This is a genomic window from Hylemonella sp. W303a, from assembly GCF_046452315.1.
In the GTDB taxonomy this organism is placed as follows: domain Bacteria; phylum Pseudomonadota; class Gammaproteobacteria; order Burkholderiales; family Burkholderiaceae_C; genus Hylemonella.
Window position 1 is genome coordinate 414,006 of the sequence record NZ_JBKFDG010000004.1, and the last position, 21,371, is coordinate 435,376.

Sequence of the window (21,371 nt, forward strand, 5' to 3'; positions counted from 1 at the left end):
ACATTGTTCATTTCGATGAACAATGGCGCCATGAGCAGCGACACTCCTACCCTGGCCTACGCCGACTTGCACCTGCTGACCGTGCTGGCCCAAACCCGCAGTTACACCCAGGCGGCCCGCCGCCTGGGCGTGTCCAAGGCCTCGGCCAGCATGCGCATCGCCGAGTTGGAGCGCAGCCTGGGCCTGCCCCTGGTGCGCCGCACCACCCGCGCGGTGGGCCTGACGGCGGCAGGGCAGCAGCTGGTGGACGACATCGGCGCGGCCTTCGCGCGCATCGAGCAGGGCGTGGCCAGCGCCAAGGACCTGGCGGGCGCGCCGCGTGGTCTGGTGCGCGTGAGCGCACCCGTGGCCCTGGGGCGGCAGCACATCGCGCCCACGTTGCCCACCTTCGCTCGGGCCTGGCCGGAAATCCGCATCGAGCTGGACCTGAGCGACCGCTTCGTCAATCTGGCGCAGGAAGGTTTTGACCTCGCCATCCGCCACGCCCAGGCCGCGCCGGACACGCAGGTCGCCACGGTGCTGTGCGACACACGCTCGGTGCTGGTGGCCAGCCCGGACTACCTGGCGCGTGCGGGCGAGCCCAAGCATCCTGCCGAGCTGGCGCGGCACCAATGCCTGCTCTACCTGCGCGGCGCAGCCGGGCAGAGCTGGGCGTTCGAGAAAAGCGGGGGCCGGCGGGCTTCGGGCGCATCGGCAGCATTGGCAGCATTGGCAGCATCAGCCGCAAGGGACGCCGCGCCAGAGCGCGTGGCCGTTGCCGTGGGCGGCCCGCTCAAGGCCAATAACAGCGAGGTCTTGCGCGAGGCGGCGCTGGGCGGACTGGGCATCGCCCTGCTGCCAGACTTCAGCGCGGCCGAGGCCCTGCGCGCGGGCCGCTTGCGCCGCGTGCTGCCCGCGTGGTCGCCGCGCGATTTTTTCGGCGAGCGCATCTACGCCATCCGACCCTGGTCACCGCAGCCGCCGCGGGCCGTGCAGTGCTTGGTGGATCATCTGAAGGAGACGCTCGGAAGGGGGTTTGCGTTGCCTGTCGCGTAGTGTTTGATCGGTCGTTGCCACGCAACCTCAGTGCGTCAGGTATCCCATCCAAGACCAGTACGTCGCGCCCAGCAGCAGCACGAGCGCATAGCCAATCACCGTGAGCACCAGACCCGTGCGCACGAAGTCTTTGGCGCTGAAGGTGTCGGTGCCGTAGGCCACCATGTTCTGCGGCGCGTTGACGGGCAGGATGAAGCCGAAACTCACCACGAACTGCAGCAGCAGGGTCATGCCGATCAGGTTGAGCGGTGCAGCATCGGGGCCGCCTGCGATCCGCTGCAGCACGCTGATCATGATGGGGACCATGGCCGAGGCCAGGGCGGTGGCGCTGGCGAAGCCCAGGTGCACCACGATCAGGAAGAGCGAGAGCAGGGCCAGGATCATGAAGGCCGAGGCACCCGCCAGGCCCAGGTTGGCCACGATGATGTTGGCCAGCCAGGCGGCGGCTTGGGTTTGCAGCAGCGCCGTGCCCAGGCTGATGCCGGTGCCGAAGAGCACGATGGTGCCCCACGGAATCTTGGATTGCGCCTGCTTCCAACCCATGACGCCGATGCCGGGCGTGAACATCAGCGCAATGGCCGCGATGGTGGTGCTGGAGGTGTCAAAGGGGTGCAGCACTTTCTCGGTCGCCCACAGGCCCAGCAGTGCCAGCATGATGGCGAGCAGCCGCCATTCGGCCCCGGTCATGGGGCCGAGCGCGCGCAAGGCCTGGCGGATGGTGTCCTTGCCGCCGGCGATTTCTTCGGTCTCGGGCGGCATCATCCGCGTCATCACGAAGTACAGCGCGATGGACATGAGGATGGACCAGGGGGCAGCCGCGATCAGCCAGTCCAGCCAGGTGATGGTCTGACCGAAGGCCTTCTCGATGAAGCCGATGGCCACCATGTTCTGCGCGGCCGCCGTCTTGACGCCCACGTTCCAGATGGACGCTGCTTGCGCGGTGGCGATCATCAACAGGCCTGCGAAGCGCGAGCGTTGGTCCACGCCGAAGGCCAGGATGATCCCCATGACGATGGGCACCAGGCAGGCCACACGGGCCGTGGTCGAAGGCACGAGGAAAGACAGCACGATGCCGACCAGGATGGCGCCCACCACCACGCGCTTGGTGCGCGCGCCCACCTGGGACAGGATGAAGAGGGCGATGCGCTTGTCCAGGCCGGTGAGGGTCATGGCGGCTGAGATGAAGCAGGCCGCGCCGACAAGTGCCAGCGCCGTATTGGCGAAACCGCTCAAGGCCAGGGTGAGCGCGGCCGTCGTGCCGAGCGCCGCCTCGGGTTTGGCGGCGTTGGGGGCCAGCCCCAGCAGAAAGGCCATGAGGGCTGTGATCAGCACCGCGCTGATGGCGTAGTCCACGGCCTCGGTCATCCAGAGGATGACGGAGAACAGCAGCAGGCCCAGCATGATCTGCCCCGCCACCGGCAGACCTTCGGGGCGTGGCAGCAGGAGAACCAGGACCAGGCTGACCAGCGCGGCCAGCAGACCGGTGACGTGGACCGGTTCGCGCACCGGGGCGGAACCGATGGGGGTGCTTGTCGCCATGGCGTCTCCTCCATTGTGGATGTGCAGCCATGCTAGGGCGTGCGCCCGTGTCCACCTTGATGTGGATCAAGCACCGGTCGCTTGGTGGTCGGCGTTTGTGCAAGGCCCTCGCTCAGATCAGGCCGGCCTTGTCCAGGCCGTAGGCCCGGTCTTGCGAACCCGGCACGGCGGCGAAGCCGACGGAGAGGCGATTCCAGCCGTTGATGGCCACGATCGCGAAACTCAGGTCGGTCAATTCCTGCTCGTTGAACTCAGCACGCACGGCCTCGTAGTCGGCCTCGCTCACGCCTTGTGCAGGCAGGCGCGTGAGCACTTCCGTCCAGGCCAGGGCGGCGCGTTCGCGCGGGGAGAACAGCGGGGATTCGCGCCAAATGGCCACGTGGTGCAGGCGCAGCTCGCGCTCGCCGTCGATGCGTGCTTCCTTGACGTGCATGTCCACGCAGAAGGCGCAGCCGTTGAGTTGCGAGGCGCGCAGGGTGACGAGGTGTCGCAGGCCGGGCTCCAGGTGGCTCTTTTTCAGCGCCAGGCTGAAGTCCAGGTACTTCTTGAACAGTTCGGGGGCGTGTTGGGCGTAATCGAGGCGTTGGCTCATGGTGAGGAACTCCGTGCTGAGGTTGAAGGAAGTGGATGCATCCACCCCTCAAGACGCGTTGCCACCCACGTTTGTGACAGCCCAGGCCTCGGCGATGCGGTGAAGTTTGTCGGGGTTGCGCTGCGTGTGGATGCGGGTGATGCGTTCTCCATCGCTCTCGAAGCTCTGCGCCGACTCAAGTTGACCGTCGATGAAGCGCAAGAGGCCCCACTGGCCATTGAGTTGCACCAGCTCCATGCGCAGAGAGCGCCCGCCCTTGCCGGTGCGCAGCCAGACGGCCAGGTAGAGCCTGGCGATGCGCGCCGCGCCCAGCAGCACCTTGCCGAAGCTGGGCACCTTGCCGCCGCCGTCGCTGACCAGCTCGGCGTCTTCGGCCAGCAGGGCCTGCAGGGTTGCGAAGTCACCGCGCCGCGCGGCTTCGGCAAAGCCGCTGAGCAAGCGGTAATGCGTGTCGGGCGAGACGGCCTGGCGCACCCGGCCTTCTTTCAGTTGTGCCTTGGCGCGAGAAACGATCTGTCGGCAGGCGGCCTCGCTCTTGCCCAAGGCGCGAGCCACGTCGGCGTAATCGGCGTCGAACACTTCTCGCAAAAGGAAGGCCGCGCGCATCTCCGGCGTCAGGCGTTCCAGCAGGGCGAGGAAAGCCATGGAAATGTCGTCGGCGCGTTCCAGCAACTCTTCGGGGCTGGCCGGTCCGGCGTCCGGGGTGAGCTGGGGTTCGGGCAGCCAGAAGCCAGTGTAGTGCTCGCGTTGCACCTTGGCCGTGCGCAGACGGTCGATGGCCAGGCGCGTGGTCACGGTGACCAGCCAGGCCTCGGCGCTGTCGAGCGTCTCGGTCTCGGCCTCGTGCCAGCGCAGCCAGACGTCTTGCACCAACTCCTCGGCCTCGGCCACCGTGCCCAGCATGCGGTAGGCGATGGCCTGCAAGCGAGGGCGCAAGCGGTTGAAGAAAAGGTTTCTGTCGTCCATGGGGCCTAGACGGATGGGGCTAACGATTTGTGACAGCTTTCCATCGGCAGCGACGGTGTGTGTCATTGGGCATTCTGAATCAGGCATGCGCCTTGCATGCAAGTAAGCATTTCCTGAATTGTTTTCCCTCACCCTTTTCAAATCATTTCCCTGGAGTACCCCTATGAAACTGGACCGCCGTTCCTTCGTCTCCAAGAGTGTCACCGGCGCCGCCGCAGCGGGCACGCTCGCTTTTCCCATGGTCGCCAAGGCGCAGCAATCCTTCAACTGGAAGATGACCAGCGCCTATGCCAAGGGCGCGCCCTTCTACATGGACGGCCCAGGCAGCGCGACGGACCTGGCCAAGCGCATCCGCGAGATGTCGGGCGGTCGCTTGAACATCCAAGTCTTTGGTGCGGGGGAACTCATCCCGGCCTTCGAAGGCTTCGACGCCGTGCGCGCGGGCACGGTGGAGATGAACCACGCCAACAGCTACTTCTGGACCGGCAAGACCTTCGCGGCCCAGTACTTCACCGCCGTGCCCTTTGGCATGAACTTCCAGGGCATGAACGGCTGGCTTTATGACGGCGGCGGCATCGACCTGTGGAACGAGGTGTATGCCCCTTTCGGCATGGTGGCCATGCCCTGCGGCAACACCGGCGTGCAGATGACGGGCTGGTTCAAGAAGGAGATCAACACCGTCGCCGACTTCAAGGGCTTGAAGATGCGCATCCCCGGCCTGGCGGGCAAGGTCTACGCCAACCTGGGCGTGGATGTGAAAGTGCTGCCGGGAGGCGAGATCTTCCCCGCGCTGGAGCGCGGCGTGATCGACGCGGCTGAGTTCGTCGGGCCCTTCCAAGACCGTCGGCTGGGCTTGCAGAAAGCCGCCAAGTACTACTACACCACGGGCTGGCACGAGTCGTCCACGGTGTCGGAGCTGCTCATCAACAAGGCCGCCTGGGACAAGCTGCCCAAGGACTTGCAGGCCATCGTGAGCAATGCCGCTGCTGCGTGCAACGTGATCAGCGAAGGTTGGTGCCAAAAGGCCAACTCCGAGGCCATGGAAGACCTGGTCAAGAACCAGAAGGTCATTGCCAAGCCCCTGCCGGACGCGGTGGTCAAGGCCTTGCGCGTCGAGACGGAGAAGGTGCTGGCCGAGGCCGTGGCCAAGGATCCATTGGTCAAAAAGGTGCACGACTCCTATTTCGCCTTCAAAGCCAAGTACGACCGTTGGGTGGAGGTCAGCGAAGAGCAGTACCACACCCGAATCCGCGGCTGAACGGGAGCACTGCGCGTGAAAAAAACGATGGGCGCCTTGATGGGCGCAATCGAGGCTGGGACCGATTTCATCGGGCGCGTCACGCTCTGGGTGACGCTGCTGATGATTGGGCTGGTCGCGGTCAATGTGCTGTTGCGCTACCTGTTCAGTTTTGGCTCGGTCTGGGCGCAAGAGCTGGAGTGGCATTTGCTGGCGGCGCTGATCCTGCTGGGCATGAGTTACGCCCTGCAGCGGGGCGACAACGTGCGCGTCGATCTGTTTTATGCCGGGTATTCGCCGCGCGTGAAATTCGGGGTCGATGTGGTCTCGGTGCTGTTGATGCTGGCCGTGTCCGTGCTCTTCATCAAGTTGTCGCTCAACTACGTGGCGCAGTCCTGGAGCATCAACGAGACCTCCCCCGATCCGGGGGGCATCCCCTGGCGTTGGGCCATCAAGTCGCTGATACCGCTGGGCTACGCGCTGGTGGCTTTGCAGTCCGTGGGCGCTTTGTTGCGCCTCTTCCATGAACGCCGTGCAGCCCTGGATGGCGCGACGACCGCGGTGGGGAAGTCTGATCATGTTTGAACCCCAAACCTATGCGCTGCTGATGCTCGCGGCCTTCTTCGCGTTGCTGATGATCGGCGTGCCCGTGGCCACGACCTTGGCCGTGACGGGTTTCATCTTCGGTTACCTGGGTTTCGGCGATGGCTTGTTCGCCCTGCTGCCCGCGCGTTTCTACGGCGTGGTCGCGGGTTACCAGTGGATGTCGATCCCGCTCTTCGTCTTCATGGGCGTGATGCTGGAGAAATCGCGCCTGGCCGATGACCTGTTGGATGTGATGGGCCACATCGCCGGTGGCGTGCGCGGCGGCATGGGCGTGGGCATCATCCTGTTTGGCGTGCTCATGGGCGCGACCACGGGCATCGTGGGTGCCACCGTCATCACGCTGGGTCTGCTGACCTTGCCCACGCTGATCAAGCGGGGCTATGACAAGAGCATCGCCGCGGGCGCGATCTGCGCCTCAGGCACGCTGGGGCAGATCATCCCGCCCAGCCTGATCCTGATCCTGCTGTCGGACATCATGCAGCTCTCGGTTGGCACCCTGTTCGCGGCGGCGGTTGGGCCCGGCATGCTGCTGGCGGCGGTCTACATCATCTACCTGCTGGTGCGTGGGTGGATGAACCCCGCGCTGATGCCACCCATCCCGCAGGACGAGCGCGACGCCGTCTCGCGCGGCGAGCTGTGGAAGCGCTTCTGGAAGGTGGTGGTGCCGCCCATCTTGCTGGTGGTCGCGGTGCTGGGCTCCATCGTCGGGGGCATCGCCGCGCCGACGGAAGCCGCCTCGATGGGCGCGGTGGGCGCGGTGCTGATCGCGGCCGGTGCCCGGCGCCTCACGCTCAAGATGCTCAAGGCGGTGGCGCTGGAGACCAGCAAGATCACGGCGATGATGATGCTCATCCTGATGATGGCTCAAGTCTTTGCCCTGGCATTCCGGGGCCTGCATGGCGAGGACCTGATCAGCGAAATGTTCGCGTTGCTGCCCGGTGGGGTGAACAGCGACATCTGGTTCATGATGGCGCTGATCTTCGTGCTGGGCTTCTTCATCGAGTGGATCGAGATCAGCTACATCGCGGTGCCCTTGTTCATGCCCGTGTTGTTGTCCCAGGGCGTGGACCCCGTCTGGCTGGCCATGCTGATCACGGTCAACCTGCAGTCGTCCTTCCTGACCCCACCGTTCGGTTGGGCGCTGTTCTACCTGAAGGGCGTGGCGCCGCCGGAGGTGACGATCAAGGACATCTACAAGGGCGTGGTGCCTTTCATCGCGATGCAGGGCGTCACGCTAGCCCTGGTGTTCTTCTACCCGCAGATCGCGCTCTGGTTGCCCAAGGCGATCGGCTGGTGATGCCGCACACGGCTGACCGTATTCAGGTGCGTCCGGCCAGCGCCGGGAACAGCTGCACCAAGCCGTCGGACATGATCTCGACGGCGATGGCCGCGAGCACCAGGCCCATCAATCGGGTCATCACATTGATGCCGGTCTTGCCCAGCCGACGTGCGATGCGCTCGGCCAGGGTGAAGCACAGCAAGACAGCCAGGGCGACCACGGCGCCGTAAAAGATCAGCGTGGCGTGCTGCAGCACCGTGTGTGCCTTGTCCGCGTAGATGACCACGGTGGACATGGTGGCCGGGCCGGTCAGCAGTGGGATGGTCAAAGGCACCACCGCGATGCTGGCGCGCGCGGCCGAGTCCTGGATTTCGCTGGCGGTGGAGCGGGCCTCGGCGGGCTGCGCGTTCAGCATCGACAGCGCCGAAGTCAGCAGCAGCATGCCGCCGCCAACCTGGAAGCTGGCCAGCGAAATGCCGAAGAAAGCCAGCAAGTGTAGGCCCAGCAAGGCGCTGGTCGCGATCACGATGAAGACGGTGCGCGCCGCGATCATGATGGTGCGGCGGCGCTGCTCCTTGGTGTAACCCTCGGTGTAATGGATGAAGAAGGGCAGGGCCGACAGCGGGTTGACCACGGCCAGCAAGGTGATGAGGGCTTTGAAGTCCATGGTGTCGCGCGCTGGTCTCAGCGACCTCCCGAAATGTCGAGCACGGCGCCGGTCGCGTAACCGGCTTCGCTGGAGAGTAGCCAGAGGATGGCCTGGGCGATTTCTTGGGCTGTGCCGGGTCGTTGCATGGGAATCACGGATGCCATGCGCTGGGCGCGGTCTGGCTGTCCGCCGCTGGCGTGGATGTCGGTCTCGATGACACCCGGCCGCACCGCGTTGACGCGGATGCCTTCGCTGGCCACCTCGCGTGCCAGGCCTCGGGTGAATGAGTCCACCGCGCCTTTGGCCGCCGCGTAGTCCACATACTGACCCGCCCCACCCAGTTGCGCGGCCACGCTGCTGAGGTTGACGATGGCGCCACCTTTGCCTCCGCCGTATGCATCGCCCTGCTTCGTGCTCATGCGCTTGACCGCCTCGCGCGAGCACAGCAGGGTGCCAAACACGTTGATGGCGAACATGCGCTGCCAGCGAGCCAGACTTTGCTCATCCAAGCGCTGCGTACTGTCCACCACGCCTGCGTTGTTCACCAGGGCAGTGAGCGGGCCGAGTTCGCGGTCGACGCGGGCGTACATGGCCAACACCTGGGCTTCGTCGGATACATCGGCCTGCACGGCCAAGGCCTGTCCGCCATCTGCGCGGATGCGTTCCACGACGGACGCCGCCGATGCCGCGTCGGACGCGTAGTTCACGGCCACGGCGTAGCCGCGCTGTCCGGCCAGCAAGGCCGTCGCGGCGCCGATGCCGCGCCCGCCGCCCGTCACCAACAGTATTTGTGCCACGTGGAGCCCCCTGCGTTTGCGAGGGCGACAAGATACCATTGTCGTGATCAAACCCTCTACTGGAAATACAAGGAGTCCTCCCTTGGGACAGTTCATCGATCTTCAGGCCGCCGATGGCCTATCCATCCCGGCCTACCTGGCCCGCCCGTCGGCCCAGGCCCGTCGCGCGGTCGTGGTCGTGCAGGAAATCTTTGGCGTCAACCGCCACATCCGGGAGGTCGCCGATGGCTACGCGGCAGCGGGTTATCTCGCCATCGCGCCCGCCACCTTCCACCGTGTGCAGACCGGTGTCGAACTGGGTTACACGGAAGCAGACATGAAGCAGGGCATGGCGCTCAAGGCCGCGGTGGAAGCCTTGCCCGCGCCCGGCGTGCTACAGGACTTGCAGGCCGCAGTGGATTTTGCCGCCCGAGAAAGCGGCGGCAAGGTCGGCATCGTCGGGTACTGCTGGGGCGGCTTGTTGGCCTGGCGCGCCGCGAGCAAACTCAAAGGACTGAGCGCCGCCGTGCCGTATTACGGCGGTGGCATGACGCAAGCGCAGGAAGTGGCCTCCAAGCCCCAGGTGCCCGTGATGGCGCACTTGAGCGACAACGACGCCCATGTGCCCATGGAGGGTGTGGCGGTCTTGCAGAAAGCCCACCCCGAGGTGATCGTGCACATCTACCCGGCGCGTCACGGCTTCAACTGCGATCACCGCGCGGCTTACCACGCCGAGGCTGCTCGCCTGGCGCGCGAGCGCACGCTCGATTTTCTGGCGCGGCACCTCGGCTGACAAGGAACGGAGGCAGGCCATGTCACACCTCTGGATGAAGCGCGTGTCGCCGTTGGCTTTGTGGGCCTCGCTGGTGTTGGCCGCCGTTCCAGTTTCGCGCGCCACCGAGGGCGCCACTGCGGGAGGCTATGTTGGCCCCCTCTTTGACGCCCACCTGCACTACAACGTCGAAGCCTATGAGGGGCCGCATCCCTTGAACGATGTGCTGGCGCGCATGCGTGCCAGCGGCGTGCGTGCGGTCATCGCCAACAGCCGTCCCAACGAAGGCACCCAGATGCTGGCGCGCGCCCACGCCGAGGCGCAAGCGGGCGAGCGCATCAACGTCGTGCCTTTCATTCGCCTGTATCGCAACCGCATGGACTACGGCACCTGGCACGAGGATGAGAGCATTTACGCCATGGTGCGCGAGGAACATGCCCGGGGCACCGCCGCGGGGCCTTACCGGGGCATTGGCGAATTCCATCTTTACAACAGCGCCAACGCCAACGGCCCGGTCGCGAAGAAACTCATGCGCTACGCGCAGCAACACGGTCTGGCCGTGCTGGCCCATGTGGATGACACGGCGTTGGATCTGCTGATGGCCCATGCCCCGCGCGCTCGTCTGATCTGGGCTCACACCGGCATCGGAGGGCCCTCGCCGACACGGGTGCGTGCCCTGTTGGAGAAGTACCCAGGGTTGCTGGGCGAGCTGTCCTATCGGCCGGGCTTGGTATGCGGCTTTGCTCCGCGTCCGACAGGCGGTTCGGGGCCCTTGCCGGACGCGGCTGCGGATACGTCGGCGCCTTCGCGGGCGAGTCAGCTCTGTCCCGAATGGCGGGAACTGCTGCTGAAGTTCCCGGATCGTTTTCTGATCGGCTCCGACACCTGGATCAACGACCGCTGGGAGAGCTATGGCGACCTGATGCGCGACTACCGCAGCTGGCTGGCCGACCTCCCTCCAGACGTCGCGCGCCGCATTGCCTGGGGCAACGGCGCCGCGCTGTTCCAGCTGAACTTGCCCTGAACTCGCGCTCCAGGCCTCACCACCATGGCGACCGTCCAGATTCCCTTGTTTCCGCTGCAGTCGGTGCTGTACCCCGGCGGTGTGCTGTCGTTGCGGGTGTTCGAGGTGCGTTACCTGGATCTGGTCCAGCGCTGTCACAAGGAAAAAGTGCCCTTCGGCGTGGTCTGCCTGCGGCAAGGCAGCGAGGTGAGGCGTGCTCCTGCGTTGGGCGAGACGGAGCCCCCGGTGGAGGTGCTGCACGACATCGGCACCCTGGCTCACATTGAAGTCTTTGAGCGACCCCAGCCCGGCCTGATGCTGATTCGCTGCCGGGGCGGCCGGCGGTTTCAGTTGCAGCGCAGCGAGCAGCTCAAGCACGGCCTGTGGGTGGCTGACAGTCTGCTGCTCGACGAACCGGCGCCAACGCCTGTGCCCGATGAGCTCTTGCCCCTGCGCGACGATTTGCAGCGCCTCTACCGCAGCCTGCAAGGCGACGCGTCCGGCCGCGACGACGCCATGTTGCCCATCCAGCCGCCACTGCAGTGGGACGACAGTGGCTGGCTCGCTTACCGTTGGTGCGATGTGTTGCCGGTGAGCCCCCAACTCAAGCAGAAGTTTCTCGCCGTGGAGAGCCCGCTCGTGCGTCTTGAGTTGGTGGGCGATCTGCTCAAGCGTCTCAAGACCGGCGCCGGACCTCAATGACGCCTGAGCCGCTGCCGAGCGCCTGGTCAGGTCAGCGTGCCTGGCGATCCAGGTAGCGGTTGCGCCAGAACAGCAGGGCCAGCCCGACCGCCGCCACGCCCATGATCGCTGCCGCCCACCAAATGCCGCGGGTGTTGTGGATCAGCGGCAAGAAATCGAAGTTCATGCCAAAGAACCCGGTGATCAAGTTGAGCGGCAGGAAGATCGCGGTCAGCGCAGTCAAGGTGCGCATGATGTCGTTGGTGCGGTTGCTTTGCACGTTGAAATGCATCTGAACCGCGGTCTCCGCGCTTTGCTCCAGCCGGCGCACGTGGTGCACCACGCGCTCGATATGTTCCAACACGTCACGGCTGCGCACCAGCAGCAGTTCACGCTCCTGGCGCCCGAGCGCGTCCGTTGGCATGGCCCAGGTGGTGATGGCGTCGATCCAGTCCTGCATGGCCGCGCGCTGGTCCTCGCAGATTTCATCCAGGTGATGCAGCGACAGCCGCGCGTCGAGCAGCGCGCTCCAATTGTTGAAGCGCGTGCGTGGGTTGAGCAGTTCGGCCTGCCAGTGGTCCAGCTGGCGAGTGAGTTCGCGCCGCAGATCGAGGTAGCCGTCCACCATCTGGTTGACGATGCGCAGCATCAGGTCGGGCGGACTGGTCGGTAGGCGCGCGCTGCCGCCGCGTGTGTCGGAGGCAGCCATGTAGAGCCGCGCCGCGTAACTGTCGCGCACGGCGCAATCCGCCGGATGCACGGTCAGCAGCAGACGATCAAACACGGCGAAACCCACCGGACTGGTATCGATGCGCCGTAGCACGGGCGGGCCGCTGTGCCGCACCGGCGCGTGCAAGGGCTCGCCCGGGTGCTCCATGTCCGTGTCCCGCGTGCCCGCGGCCAGGCGGCGAAACACCAGCAGGTCGTATTGCGAGGTGTAGTCGTAGTGCGAGGGCAGCTGCTTGTTGAGCAGGTCGCTCAGGTGCAGGTCCACCAATTGCGCGCCACACAGGGACTGCAGCATGACCTGCACCTGGGCTTGCATGACTTCGAACTCGCGCCGCGCGCACGCGACCCACAGGAATCCGCCTTGGTCGGCACTTGGCAGTGCCGTGGGGAGTTGATTACTCTCGGTGACGCCACCAGGGCCGATATGGAAGACGCGCATCGTCGAGGTTCCTGGTTCAGGTGCGCAAGAGACGCGCCGCCTCGCGGGCGAAGTAGGTCAAAACGCCGTCCGCGCCCGCGCGCTTGAAGGCAAGCAGGCTCTCCATCATCACGGCATCGTGTGCCAGCCAGCCGTTCTGAGCAGCAGCCTTGAGCATCGCGTATTCGCCGCTGACTTGATAGGCAAACGTTGGCACGCGGAATTCGTCCTTCACGCGGCGCACCACGTCGAGGTAGGGCATGCCGGGCTTGACCATCACCATGTCCGCGCCTTCGGCGATGTCCATGGCGACCTCCTTCAGCGCTTCGTCGCTGTTGCCCGGGTCCATCTGGTAAACCTTCTTGTCCGCCTTGCCCAGGTTGCCCGCCGAACCGACGGCATCGCGGAAGGGGCCATAGAAGGCGCTGGCGTACTTGGCGCTGTAAGCCATGATGCGCGTGTGGATCGCGCCGCTGGCTTCGAGGGCCGTGCGGATCGCACCGATGCGGCCGTCCATCATGTCGCTCGGGGCCACGATGTCCACGCCCGCGGCGGCCTGGGCCTGGGCCTGCTTGACCAGCACCTCGATGGTCTCGTCGTTCAAGATGTAGCCCGTTTCGTCCAGCAGGCCATCTTGGCCGTGGCTGGTGTAAGGGTCCAGCGCCACATCCGTCATGACGCCGAGTTCCGGGAAGCGTTGCTTGAGGCCGCGCACGACGCGCGGCACCAAGCCATCCGGGTTGTAGGCTTCGCGACCATCGGATGCCTTGAGTGTGGCGTCAATGACCGGGAACAGCGCCATCACCGGGATGCCTAGCCGCACGCAGTCCTCGGCCACGGGGAGCAGCAAATCCAGGCTCAGCCGTTCCACGCCGGGCATCGAGCCCACGGACTCACGGCGGTTTTGACCGTCGAGCACGAACACCGGATAGATCAAGTCGTGGGGACTGAGTGCGTGCTCGCGCACCAAGTTGCGTGTGAAGCTGTCACGCCGGAGGCGACGTGGGCGGCCTGAGGGGTAGGGTGCGTAAGGTGTCATGACTCATGCGGGAGAGAGGGAAAAATTGTGCCCTAATCCCTACCGGGGTGTCGGTGAGCGCACAAAGAAGGCCGCGCAACGATCTCTTGGCTTGTCTCTCAGCGTGCGCTGGGCGGGGCCATGGAATTGCAACAAAACTGTAGCCAGTTGTTGCATTGGGTACTCGTTTTTGCTAGATTAACGCCCGAGGACCTTGCGTCCTCCCCGCTTTTCCTCCCTGAGCGGGGCCTTGATGTGTGACAGCAAAAAAGGCTTCCAACCCCGGCTTTTGCCGGGGTTTTTTTTTAGCTCCGGCGCCACTTTGCCGATGGCACAGTTAGCCTCGTGTTGCGCAGCCGCAGTGCGGTTTGCGCACTCAATGGACACCAATCATGCTCTGGATCAAAGCCCTCCACATCGTCTTCATTGCTGCCTGGTTCGCCGGGCTGTTCTACCTGCCTCGCATCTTCGTCAATCTAGCCCAAGTGCCTGCGAATTCGCAGGCCGAGCGGGATCGTCTGCTGCTGATGGCGGACAAGCTGCTGCGTTTCACCACGATGCTGGCCGTGCCTGCCCTCGTGTTCGGCCTGTGGCTGTGGCTGGGGTACGGCATCGGCAAGGGCCCTGGCAATGGCTGGATGCATGCCAAGCTCACGGTGGTGCTGCTGGTGCTTGGGTACCACCACGCTTGCGGCGTGCTTCTGCGCAAGTTCCACCGGGGTGAGAACCGGCGCAGCCATGTGTGGTATCGCTGGTTCAACGAACTCCCCGTGCTGCTGTTGCTGGCTGCCGTGGTGTTGGTGGTGGTCAAGCCCTTCTGAGGCCTGCGGCCATCCCCGTGAGCAGCATGTCCCGCGCCCCGCACAAGACTTCGGCCTGGCCTCTGGCGGGGATGTATGTCGTGCTGGTGGTTTACGCCAGCCTGTATCCCTTCGAGGGCTGGCGCGATCAGGGGCCGTTGCCCTTGGGCTTCTTGCTCGCGCCCTGGCCTCAGTACTGGACCGCGTTTGACTTATGGGCCAACGTGCTGGGCTACGCCCCTCTGGGCTTCCTCCTGGCCCTGGGTGCGCTGCGGACCCGATCCGGCGACGGTGTGGTCGGTTGGGCCGGTTGGGCAGTCGGTGGCGCGACGCTTGCGGGCTGTCTGCTGTCTTTGTTGCTGGAGGCGATGCAGGCCTACCTGCCGCTGCGTGTCGCGTCCAACGTCGACTGGATCTTGAACACGGGTGGGGCGTGGTTGGGTGCGCTCGCCGCAGCGTTGTTGGAGCGCCTGGGAGCGCTTGACCGCTGGGGGCGCTTTCGCTCGCGGTGGTTTGTCTCCGAGGCACGCGGCGCGCTGGTGCTCCTGGCCTTGTGGCCTTGCGCCTTGCTGGCGCCTACCGCCGTGCCCCTGGGCCTGGGACAGGTTTACGAGCAGACCGAATCTGGCCTGCGCAGCCTGCTGGAGGGAACCCCTTGGCTGGGCTGGCTGCCGCCCTTGCCCATGGTTGGCCCCTCCTTGCTGTCCCCTGGCTTGGGGGTGGCGCCGCTCGCTCCGCTGATGGTGTGGGCCTGCGTGGTGCTGGGGGTGTTGATCCCTTGCTTGCTGGGCTATTGCGTGATCCGTGCTTACATGCGGCGAGCTGTGTTCGTCGTGGTCTTGTTGTTCGCTGCCGTGGGCGCCAACCTGTTGTCCGCCGCCATGAGCTACAGCCCTGCGCATGCCTGGACCTGGTTGAACACGCCTGTGCAGACCGGTCTGGTGGTCGCCACGGTCCTTGCCTTGCTCTTGCTGCGCGTGCCGGTGCGCGTGGCCGCGGCCCTGCTGTTGGTGCTCTTGGGGGTGTTTCTGAGCTTGATCAACCAGGCGCCCACAAGTCCCTATTACGCCCACAACTTGCAGGTTTGGGAGCAAGGGCGTTTCATCCGTTTTCATGGCGTCACGCTCTGGCTGGGGCGGCTGTGGCCCTATGCGGTGCTGGGCTATGTGCTGGCCCGAGTGTGGCGTGAGCGGCGCGAACGGCAGGAGCCGAAGTCCGGCGCGGCTTGAGTTGCCCGCGCGGTCTCTCGCAGGCGCATGGCCGTGGTTTACAGGGCGCTCTTAGAATTCCCGCCATGAGCAGCAAGCCCCCGTCGTATTTCCGGCAACACATCTTTTTCTGTCTCAACCAGCGCGCCAATGGCGAGGCCAGTTGTGGCGATCACCAAGCCGAGGCCGCCTTCGCGCATTGCAAGAAACAGGTGCACGAGGCGGGCCTCTCTGGCAAGGGTAAGGTGCGCGTCAACAAGGCGGGCTGCCTGGACCGCTGCGCGGGTGGTCCGGTGGCGGTGGTTTATCCCGAGGAGACTTGGTACACCTACGTGGACCTCAAGGACATCGATGAAATCGTCGAGTCGCACCTGAAGCGAGGCCAGGTGGTCCAGCGTCTGCTGCTCTCCCCCGAGGTCGGGCGATGAACGTGCCCGCAGCGAGGAGGGTGCCATGAACGCTCAGACCGAACGCCTGCACATGCAGGGCGTTGCGGGTCGGATTGAGGTGTTGCGCGACTCGCCAGCGCCCGAGCTTGCGCTGCGTGGCGTGGCGGTCATCGCGCACCCCCACCCCTTGTTTGGCGGCACGATGGACAACAAGGTGGTGCAGACCTTGGCGCGGGCGTTCCTACAGTGTGGCTGGCAGACGGTGCGCTTCAACTTCCGGGGCGTGGGCGCCAGTGAAGGCGTGCATGACGAAGGTCGGGGTGAAGCCGAAGACTTTCTGGCCGTCGTCGAGCAGTTCGCGCCGGCTTCCGAGCAGCGGCCGTTGGCGCTGGCGGGTTTTTCTTTCGGGGCGTTCGTGATGAGCCACGTCATGGCGAGCTTGGCCCCAGTCCGACCTCTGGAAAAATTGGTGTTCGTCGGCACGGCGGCCAGCCGCTTCCGAGTGGCTGCCGTGCCCCCGGAGTTGCATGAGCGCGCCCTGGTTTTGCATGGTGAGCACGATGACACCGTGCCCTTGGCCGCCGTGATGGACTGGGCGCGCCCCCAAGTGTTGCCCGTGACCGTGGTGCCTGGCGGCGGTCATTTTTTCCACGGGCAGTTGCCTCTGTTGAAGAGTCTGGTGGCGCGCCACCTGAGTGCCACGCAATCGGGCAGTCTGACATGAAGCTTTGGCGGGTGGAGACGGGCCTGTCACGTGCTGCCGCACTGCTGGCGGTGTGTGCCGTCATGCCCACGTTGGCCACCGCGCAGGCCATGCCCACTGCGGCCTTGCGGACCGCAGCCATGGAAACCTCTGTCGTCGCCAGCCCGACGTCCGCGCCCAGAGCCTTGGCGACGGAAAGCGAAGCTCCCGCCGTTGTGCTGCTGTCGCCCCAAGGGACGGTCGCCTGGGCCGGGAGCCCTCACCTGGGCGTGCAGCCAGCTTGGCAAAGCCTGGCGCCGAAGCCGCCAGAGTTGGCGGCGCGCGCGTGGCTGTTGCTGGACCTCAGCAGTGGCCAGTCCTTGGCCGCCAGCAATGCGGACCAAACCCTGCCGCCTGCTTCCCTTACCAAGCTGATGACCTCCTATTTGGTGTTCGAGGCGCTGCGCGATGGTCGTCTGAGCCTCGAAAAACAGCTGGTCGTCAGCGAGCGAGCCCGCCGTCAGCCGGGTTCGCGGATGTTCCTTGAGGCGGGCATGCGCGTGCCGGTGGAAGACCTGATCAAGGGTTTGCTGGTGCAGTCGGGCAATGACGGTGCCGTGGTGCTCGCCGAGGGGGTCGCAGGCAGCTTGGAGAATTTTGTCCAGGCCATGAACGAGAAGGCGCGAGCCCTCGGCTTAGGCGCCACGCATTTCGCCAACCCCACGGGCCTGCCGGTCGATGGTCAGCACAGCACGGCGCGCGATCTCGGTGTGTTGGCGCAGCGGCTGCTGAGTGATTTTCCCGAGCACGCGCATTACTACGGCATTCGCAAGTACCGTTATGGAGGCACACCGCCTGCGAACGACAGCAACCGCAACCTGCTGTTGTTTCGCGATCCCTCGGTGGATGGCATGAAGACCGGCCACGTCGAGGCCGTGGGGTACTCCATGGTGGCCACGGCGCAGCGCGAATTCCCGCATCTGGGTCCGGCGGGTGGACCGGGGCCGCGCCGACTCCTGGCCGTGGTGCTGGGCGCCGCCAACGAGCAGGCCCGCGCGGCCGAGGCCCAGCGGCTGCTGAACTGGGGCTACACCGCCTTCGAGGCGGTCAAGCTGTTCGAGGCCGACCAGGCGGTGCTGACCGCCGCGATCTGGAAAGGGCGCGCGGCCCAGGTTCGGCTAGGGCGTCCGCAAGCCATCGTGGTCACCGTGCCTGCGGGGCTGGGGGTGCAGTTGCGCATGGATGTCGTGCGGGCCGATCCGCTGATCGCGCCCTTGCGGCGGGGGCAGGCTACTGGCTTGCTACGTATACGCGAGGGTGAGCGCACGCTCTTCGAAATCCCCTTGCTTGCGCTGGATGACATCGGCGAGGCTGGCCTGATCGGACAGGCCTGGGATGCCTTGCGGCTTTGGTTTCAGTAGCCTTCCCAGGAGCCGCCTTTGGCGCGGCAGACTTGCCCGCGCTTGGGCTTCCCTGCTACACTCGCGGGCTTTTCGGAAATTCCGAAGGGTTTCACGTTTTCGTTTTTCAGGTCGCACTTCAAGTGCGTCAAACGTTTAGGGACGTTTTTTCAATGCCAACCATCAACCAGCTCGTGCGTCAGGGGCGTGAGGTCGAAACGACCAAGTCCAAGAGCCCCGCGATGCAAAACTCCCCGCAGCGTCGCGGCGTGTGCACCCGCGTGTACACCACGACGCCCAAGAAGCCGAACTCCGCTCTGCGTAAGGTCGCCAAGGTGCGCCTGACCAATGGCTTCGAGGTCATTTCCTACATCGGCGGCGAAGGCCACAACCTGCAGGAGCACTCGGTCGTGCTCGTGCGTGGCGGTCGTGTCAAGGATCTGCCCGGCGTGCGTTACCACATCGTTCGCGGTTCCTTGGATCTGCAGGGCGTGAAGGATCGCAAGCAGGCCCGTTCCAAGTACGGCGCGAAGCGTCCGAAGAAGGCCTGATCGGTTTTTGATTTTTCGGTGCTTGAGTCGTTCCACGCGGGCGAACCAAGCGTAGTGACCCCAAGCTTGTGATCGAACTGAATCCGGGTGGGTCGAGTAAGTGGGAGTCTGATGGCTCTCGCGGTGCCCGAAAGGGTGCCAACTGAAGCAAACATGAGGTGAAATATGCCGCGTCGTCGCGAAGTCCCTAAACGTGAAATCCTGCCGGATCCGAAGTTCGGCAATGTCGAGCTGTCCAAATTCATGAACGTGATCATGGAAGGCGGCAAAAAGGCGGTTGCCGAGCGCATCATTTATGGTGCCCTCGACACCATTGAGCAGAAGACGGGCAAGGACCCGCTGGAGCTGTTCAATATCGCCATCAACAACGTGAAGCCCATGGTGGAAGTCAAGTCCCGCCGTGTCGGTGGCGCGAACTACCAAGTGCCCGTGGAAGTGCGCCCCGTGCGTCGCCTGGCCTTGTCCATGCGCTGGATCAAGGAAGCCGCTCGCAAGCGTGGCGAGAAGTCCATGGCCCTGCGCTTGGCCAATGAGCTGATCGAGGCCACGGAAGGCCGTGGCGGCGCCATGAAGCGTCGCGATGAAGTGCACCGCATGGCCGAGGCCAACAAGGCCTTCAGCCACTTCCGTTTCTAAGCATCGTTCCCAATCTGACGGATCGGGCCCGCCACGAGCGGGCCTGACTCGTTCAACGAAAGATCATCATGGCACGCAAAACGCCCATCGAACGCTATCGCAACATCGGCATCTCGGCGCACATCGACGCCGGCAAGACCACGACGACCGAGCGTATTCTTTTCTACACCGGTGTGAACCACAAGATCGGCGAAGTGCACGACGGCGCCGCCACCATGGACTGGATGGAGCAGGAGCAAGAGCGTGGCATCACGATCACCTCCGCCGCCACGACCTGCTTCTGGAAGGGCATGGACATGTCCTATCCCGAGCACCGCTTCAACATCATCGACACCCCTGGTCACGTGGACTTCACCATCGAAGTGGAGCGTTCCATGCGCGTGCTGGACGGTGCCTGCATGGTCTACTGCGCCGTGGGTGGCGTGCAGCCCCAGTCGGAAACCGTCTGGCGTCAGGCCAACAAGTACAAGGTGCCGCGTCTGGCCTTCGTGAACAAGATGGACCGCACCGGCGCCAACTTCTTCAAGGTCGTGGACCAAATGAAGGTGCGCCTCAAGGCGAACCCCGTGCCCATCGTGATCCCGATCGGTGCCGAGGACAACTTCACTGGCGTGGTGGACCTCATCAAGATGAAGGCCATCATCTGGGACGAAGCGTCCCAAGGCATGAAGTTCGAATACAAGGACATCCCGGCCAACTTGGTGGAAGAAGCCAAGAAGTGGCGTGAAGGCATGGTGGAGGCCGCGGCCGAAGCCAGCGAAGAGCTGATGAACAAGTACTTGGAAGAGGGTGACCTCTCTGAGCAGGACATCAAGTTCGGTCTGCGCACGCGCACCATTTCGACCGAAATCCAGCCCATGATGTGCGGCACCGCCTTCAAGAACAAGGGTGTGCAGCGCATGCTGGACGCCGTGATCGACTTCCTGCCCTCGCCCGTGGACATTCCCCCGGTGGCTGGCACGGACGAAGACGAGAAGGAAACAACCCGCCAGGCCGACGATGGCGAGAAGTTCTCTGCCCTCGCGTTCAAGCTGATGACCGACCCCTTTGTGGGCCAATTGACTTTCGTGCGCGTCTATTCCGGCGTGCTGACCAAGGGCGACACCGTTTTCAACCCCGTCAAGGGCAAGAAAGAGCGTATTGGCCGTATTGTGCAGATGCACGCCAACAACCGCCAGGAAATCGAAGAAATTCGCGCCGGCGACATCGCTGCTTGCGTGGGCCTGAAGGAAGTGACCACGGGTGAAACCCTGTGTGATCCGGATGCCGTCGTGACGCTGGAGCGCATGGTGTTCCCCGAGCCCGTGATCTCGCAGGCCGTGGAGCCCAAGACCAAGGCCGACCAAGAGAAGATGGGCCTCGCCCTGGGTCGTCTGGCTGCTGAAGATCCGTCCTTCCGCGTGCGCACGGACGAAGAGTCTGGCCAGACCATCATCTCGGGCATGGGCGAGTTGCACCTTGAAATCATCGTGGACCGCATGAAGCGCGAGTTCGGTGTTGAGGCCAACGTGGGCAAGCCGCAAGTGGCCTACCGCGAAACCATCCGCAAGAAGGTCACCGACGTCGAAGGCAAGTTCGTGCGTCAGTCCGGCGGTAAGGGTCAGTACGGTCACGTGGTGTTCACCGTTGAGCCGAACGAAGCTGGCAAAGGCTTCGAATTCGTCGATGCCATCAAGGGTGGCGTGGTGCCGCGCGAATTCATTCCCGCGGTTGAGAAGGGCACCTTGGAGGCCATCAACACTGGCGTGCTGGCGGGCTTCCCCGTGGTGGACGTCAAGGTCACCCTGACCTTCGGTTCCTACCACGACGTGGACTCGAACGAAAACGCGTTCAAGATGGCCGCCATCTTCGGCTTCAAGGAAGGCTGCAAGAAGGCCAATCCGGTCATCCTCGAGCCCATGATGGCCGTGGAAGTCGAGACCCCTGAGGACTACGCCGGCAACGTGATGGGTGACCTGTCGTCCCGCCGCGGCATGGTTCAGGGCATGGATGACATGCCTGGCGGTGGCAAGGCCATCAAAGCCGAGGTTCCGCTGTCCGAGATGTTTGGTTACTCGACCACGCTGCGTTCGATGTCCCAAGGCCGTGCCACGTACACCATGGAGTTCAAGCACTACAGCGAAGCTCCGAAGAACGTGGCCGAAGCCATCATCGCCGCGCGCGCGAAATAAGAAGAACCCCCCCTGAGGCGCTGCGCGCCTTCCCCTTGAACGCCGACCTGCGGTGGCAAGGGGGACGCAGCCAGTGGCCCGGCAAAGCCGGTTCCATGGCTGCCCCGCTTCAGGCGTTGGTTTGCAAAGGTTTTTGTCTGCGACTGTGTGCCCTTCGTTGCCCGTGGCGAAGGATTCAGCAACACCGTGCAGACGTTAAAGCAACACACGGGCATTGCTCTTTGGAGAATAGAA

22 protein-coding genes are annotated in these 21,371 nt (G+C 64.6%); 15 read left to right on the plus strand and 7 right to left on the minus strand.

What is annotated here, in order from left to right; genetic code table 11:
• Positions 1-30 precede the first annotated feature (30 nt).
• A complete protein-coding gene (locus tag ACLBKS_RS10350; protein ID WP_410192720.1) occupies positions 31-1,035 on the plus strand; it encodes a LysR family transcriptional regulator in 1,005 nt (334 codons plus the stop codon).
• Positions 1,036-1,062: 27 nt separating this feature from the next.
• Here the strand turns inward: ACLBKS_RS10350 and ACLBKS_RS10355 are convergent, their stop codons facing one another.
• The 3 genes from ACLBKS_RS10355 to ACLBKS_RS10365 form a co-directional block, all read right to left on the minus strand.
• Positions 1,063-2,574: a DASS family sodium-coupled anion symporter gene (locus ACLBKS_RS10355; protein WP_410192721.1), complete on the minus strand. Its 1,512-nt coding sequence runs from the start codon at positions 2,572-2,574 to the stop codon at positions 1,063-1,065.
• Positions 2,575-2,686: 112 nt separating this feature from the next.
• Positions 2,687-3,166, minus strand: a complete 480-nt coding sequence (locus ACLBKS_RS10360; protein WP_410192722.1) for a carboxymuconolactone decarboxylase family protein — start codon at positions 3,164-3,166, stop codon at positions 2,687-2,689.
• A 48-nt stretch (positions 3,167-3,214) separates the two neighbouring features.
• Complete coding sequence (locus tag ACLBKS_RS10365; protein WP_410192723.1) at positions 3,215-4,132, minus strand: RNA polymerase sigma-70 factor; 918 nt, start codon at positions 4,130-4,132, stop codon at positions 3,215-3,217.
• A 163-nt stretch (positions 4,133-4,295) separates the two neighbouring features.
• Between ACLBKS_RS10365 and ACLBKS_RS10370 the strand changes: the two genes are divergently transcribed.
• The 3 genes from ACLBKS_RS10370 to ACLBKS_RS10380 are packed head-to-tail and all read left to right on the plus strand — an operon-like array spanning position 4,296 to position 7,272.
• Positions 4,296-5,390: a TRAP transporter substrate-binding protein gene (locus tag ACLBKS_RS10370; protein ID WP_410192724.1), complete on the plus strand. Its 1,095-nt coding sequence runs from the start codon at positions 4,296-4,298 to the stop codon at positions 5,388-5,390.
• Positions 5,391-5,405: 15 nt separating this feature from the next.
• Positions 5,406-5,954, plus strand: coding sequence for a TRAP transporter small permease subunit (locus ACLBKS_RS10375; RefSeq protein ID WP_410192725.1), 549 nt, complete (start codon positions 5,406-5,408; stop codon positions 5,952-5,954).
• Positions 5,947-7,272, plus strand: coding sequence for a TRAP transporter large permease subunit (locus ACLBKS_RS10380; protein WP_410192726.1), 1,326 nt, complete (start codon positions 5,947-5,949; stop codon positions 7,270-7,272). Before ACLBKS_RS10375 ends, ACLBKS_RS10380 begins: the two co-directional genes overlap by 8 nt.
• Before the next feature lie 22 nt (positions 7,273-7,294).
• On the opposite strand, the gene ACLBKS_RS10385 is transcribed toward ACLBKS_RS10380, so the two are convergent.
• Positions 7,295-7,921 carry a MarC family protein gene (locus tag ACLBKS_RS10385; RefSeq protein WP_410192727.1) on the minus strand — a complete coding sequence of 209 codons (627 nt, stop codon included), beginning with the start codon at positions 7,919-7,921 and terminating at the stop codon, positions 7,295-7,297.
• A 17-nt stretch (positions 7,922-7,938) separates the two neighbouring features.
• Positions 7,939-8,700, minus strand: a complete 762-nt coding sequence (locus ACLBKS_RS10390; RefSeq protein WP_410192728.1) for an SDR family oxidoreductase — start codon at positions 8,698-8,700, stop codon at positions 7,939-7,941.
• Positions 8,701-8,782: 82 nt separating this feature from the next.
• Between ACLBKS_RS10390 and ACLBKS_RS10395 the strand changes: the two genes are divergently transcribed.
• The 3 genes from ACLBKS_RS10395 to ACLBKS_RS10405 are packed head-to-tail and all read left to right on the plus strand — an operon-like array spanning position 8,783 to position 11,156.
• Complete coding sequence (locus ACLBKS_RS10395) at positions 8,783-9,472, plus strand: dienelactone hydrolase family protein (RefSeq protein WP_410192729.1); 690 nt, start codon at positions 8,783-8,785, stop codon at positions 9,470-9,472.
• Between the two features lie 19 nt (positions 9,473-9,491).
• Positions 9,492-10,475, plus strand: a complete 984-nt coding sequence (locus tag ACLBKS_RS10400) for an amidohydrolase family protein (RefSeq protein ID WP_410192730.1) — start codon at positions 9,492-9,494, stop codon at positions 10,473-10,475.
• A 24-nt stretch (positions 10,476-10,499) separates the two neighbouring features.
• Entirely contained in the window at positions 10,500-11,156 is a 657-nt protein-coding gene (locus tag ACLBKS_RS10405; protein WP_410192731.1) for an LON peptidase substrate-binding domain-containing protein, read from the plus strand.
• Between the two features lie 31 nt (positions 11,157-11,187).
• Here the strand turns inward: ACLBKS_RS10405 and ACLBKS_RS10410 are convergent, their stop codons facing one another.
• Positions 11,188-12,303, minus strand: a complete 1,116-nt coding sequence (locus ACLBKS_RS10410; RefSeq protein WP_410192732.1) for a magnesium transporter CorA family protein — start codon at positions 12,301-12,303, stop codon at positions 11,188-11,190.
• Between the two features lie 16 nt (positions 12,304-12,319).
• Positions 12,320-13,321, minus strand: a complete 1,002-nt coding sequence (hemB, locus tag ACLBKS_RS10415; protein WP_410192733.1) for a porphobilinogen synthase — start codon at positions 13,319-13,321, stop codon at positions 12,320-12,322.
• Between the two features lie 371 nt (positions 13,322-13,692).
• On the opposite strand from hemB, the gene ACLBKS_RS10420 reads away from it, so the two are divergent.
• The 8 genes from ACLBKS_RS10420 (at position 13,693) to fusA (ending at position 21,137) form a co-directional block, all read left to right on the plus strand.
• Positions 13,693-14,121 (plus strand): CopD family protein, encoded by a 429-nt coding sequence (locus ACLBKS_RS10420; RefSeq protein WP_410192734.1) that lies wholly within the window; start codon positions 13,693-13,695, stop codon positions 14,119-14,121.
• A 26-nt stretch (positions 14,122-14,147) separates the two neighbouring features.
• Positions 14,148-15,329 carry a VanZ family protein gene (locus tag ACLBKS_RS10425; protein ID WP_410192735.1) on the plus strand — a complete coding sequence of 394 codons (1,182 nt, stop codon included), beginning with the start codon at positions 14,148-14,150 and terminating at the stop codon, positions 15,327-15,329.
• 65 nt (positions 15,330-15,394) lie between these two features.
• Positions 15,395-15,736 (plus strand): (2Fe-2S) ferredoxin domain-containing protein, encoded by a 342-nt coding sequence (locus ACLBKS_RS10430; protein WP_410192736.1) that lies wholly within the window; start codon positions 15,395-15,397, stop codon positions 15,734-15,736.
• Between the two features lie 25 nt (positions 15,737-15,761).
• The gene (locus tag ACLBKS_RS10435; RefSeq protein WP_410192737.1) at positions 15,762-16,421 is read left to right on the plus strand and encodes an alpha/beta hydrolase; all 660 of its coding nucleotides are present in this window, start codon (positions 15,762-15,764) and stop codon (positions 16,419-16,421) included.
• Complete coding sequence (locus ACLBKS_RS10440) at positions 16,418-17,800, plus strand: D-alanyl-D-alanine carboxypeptidase family protein (RefSeq protein WP_410192738.1); 1,383 nt, start codon at positions 16,418-16,420, stop codon at positions 17,798-17,800. The genes ACLBKS_RS10435 and ACLBKS_RS10440 overlap by 4 nt, the downstream gene beginning before the upstream one ends.
• Before the next feature lie 152 nt (positions 17,801-17,952).
• Positions 17,953-18,330: a 30S ribosomal protein S12 gene (gene rpsL / locus ACLBKS_RS10445; protein WP_006297701.1), complete on the plus strand. Its 378-nt coding sequence runs from the start codon at positions 17,953-17,955 to the stop codon at positions 18,328-18,330.
• 165 nt (positions 18,331-18,495) lie between these two features.
• On the plus strand, positions 18,496-18,966 hold the full coding sequence (rpsG, locus tag ACLBKS_RS10450; RefSeq protein WP_410192739.1) for a 30S ribosomal protein S7: 471 nt from the start codon (positions 18,496-18,498) through the stop codon (positions 18,964-18,966).
• 68 nt (positions 18,967-19,034) lie between these two features.
• A complete protein-coding gene (fusA, locus tag ACLBKS_RS10455; RefSeq protein ID WP_410192740.1) occupies positions 19,035-21,137 on the plus strand; it encodes an elongation factor G in 2,103 nt (700 codons plus the stop codon).
• The last annotated feature ends 234 nt before the right edge of the window (positions 21,138-21,371 follow it).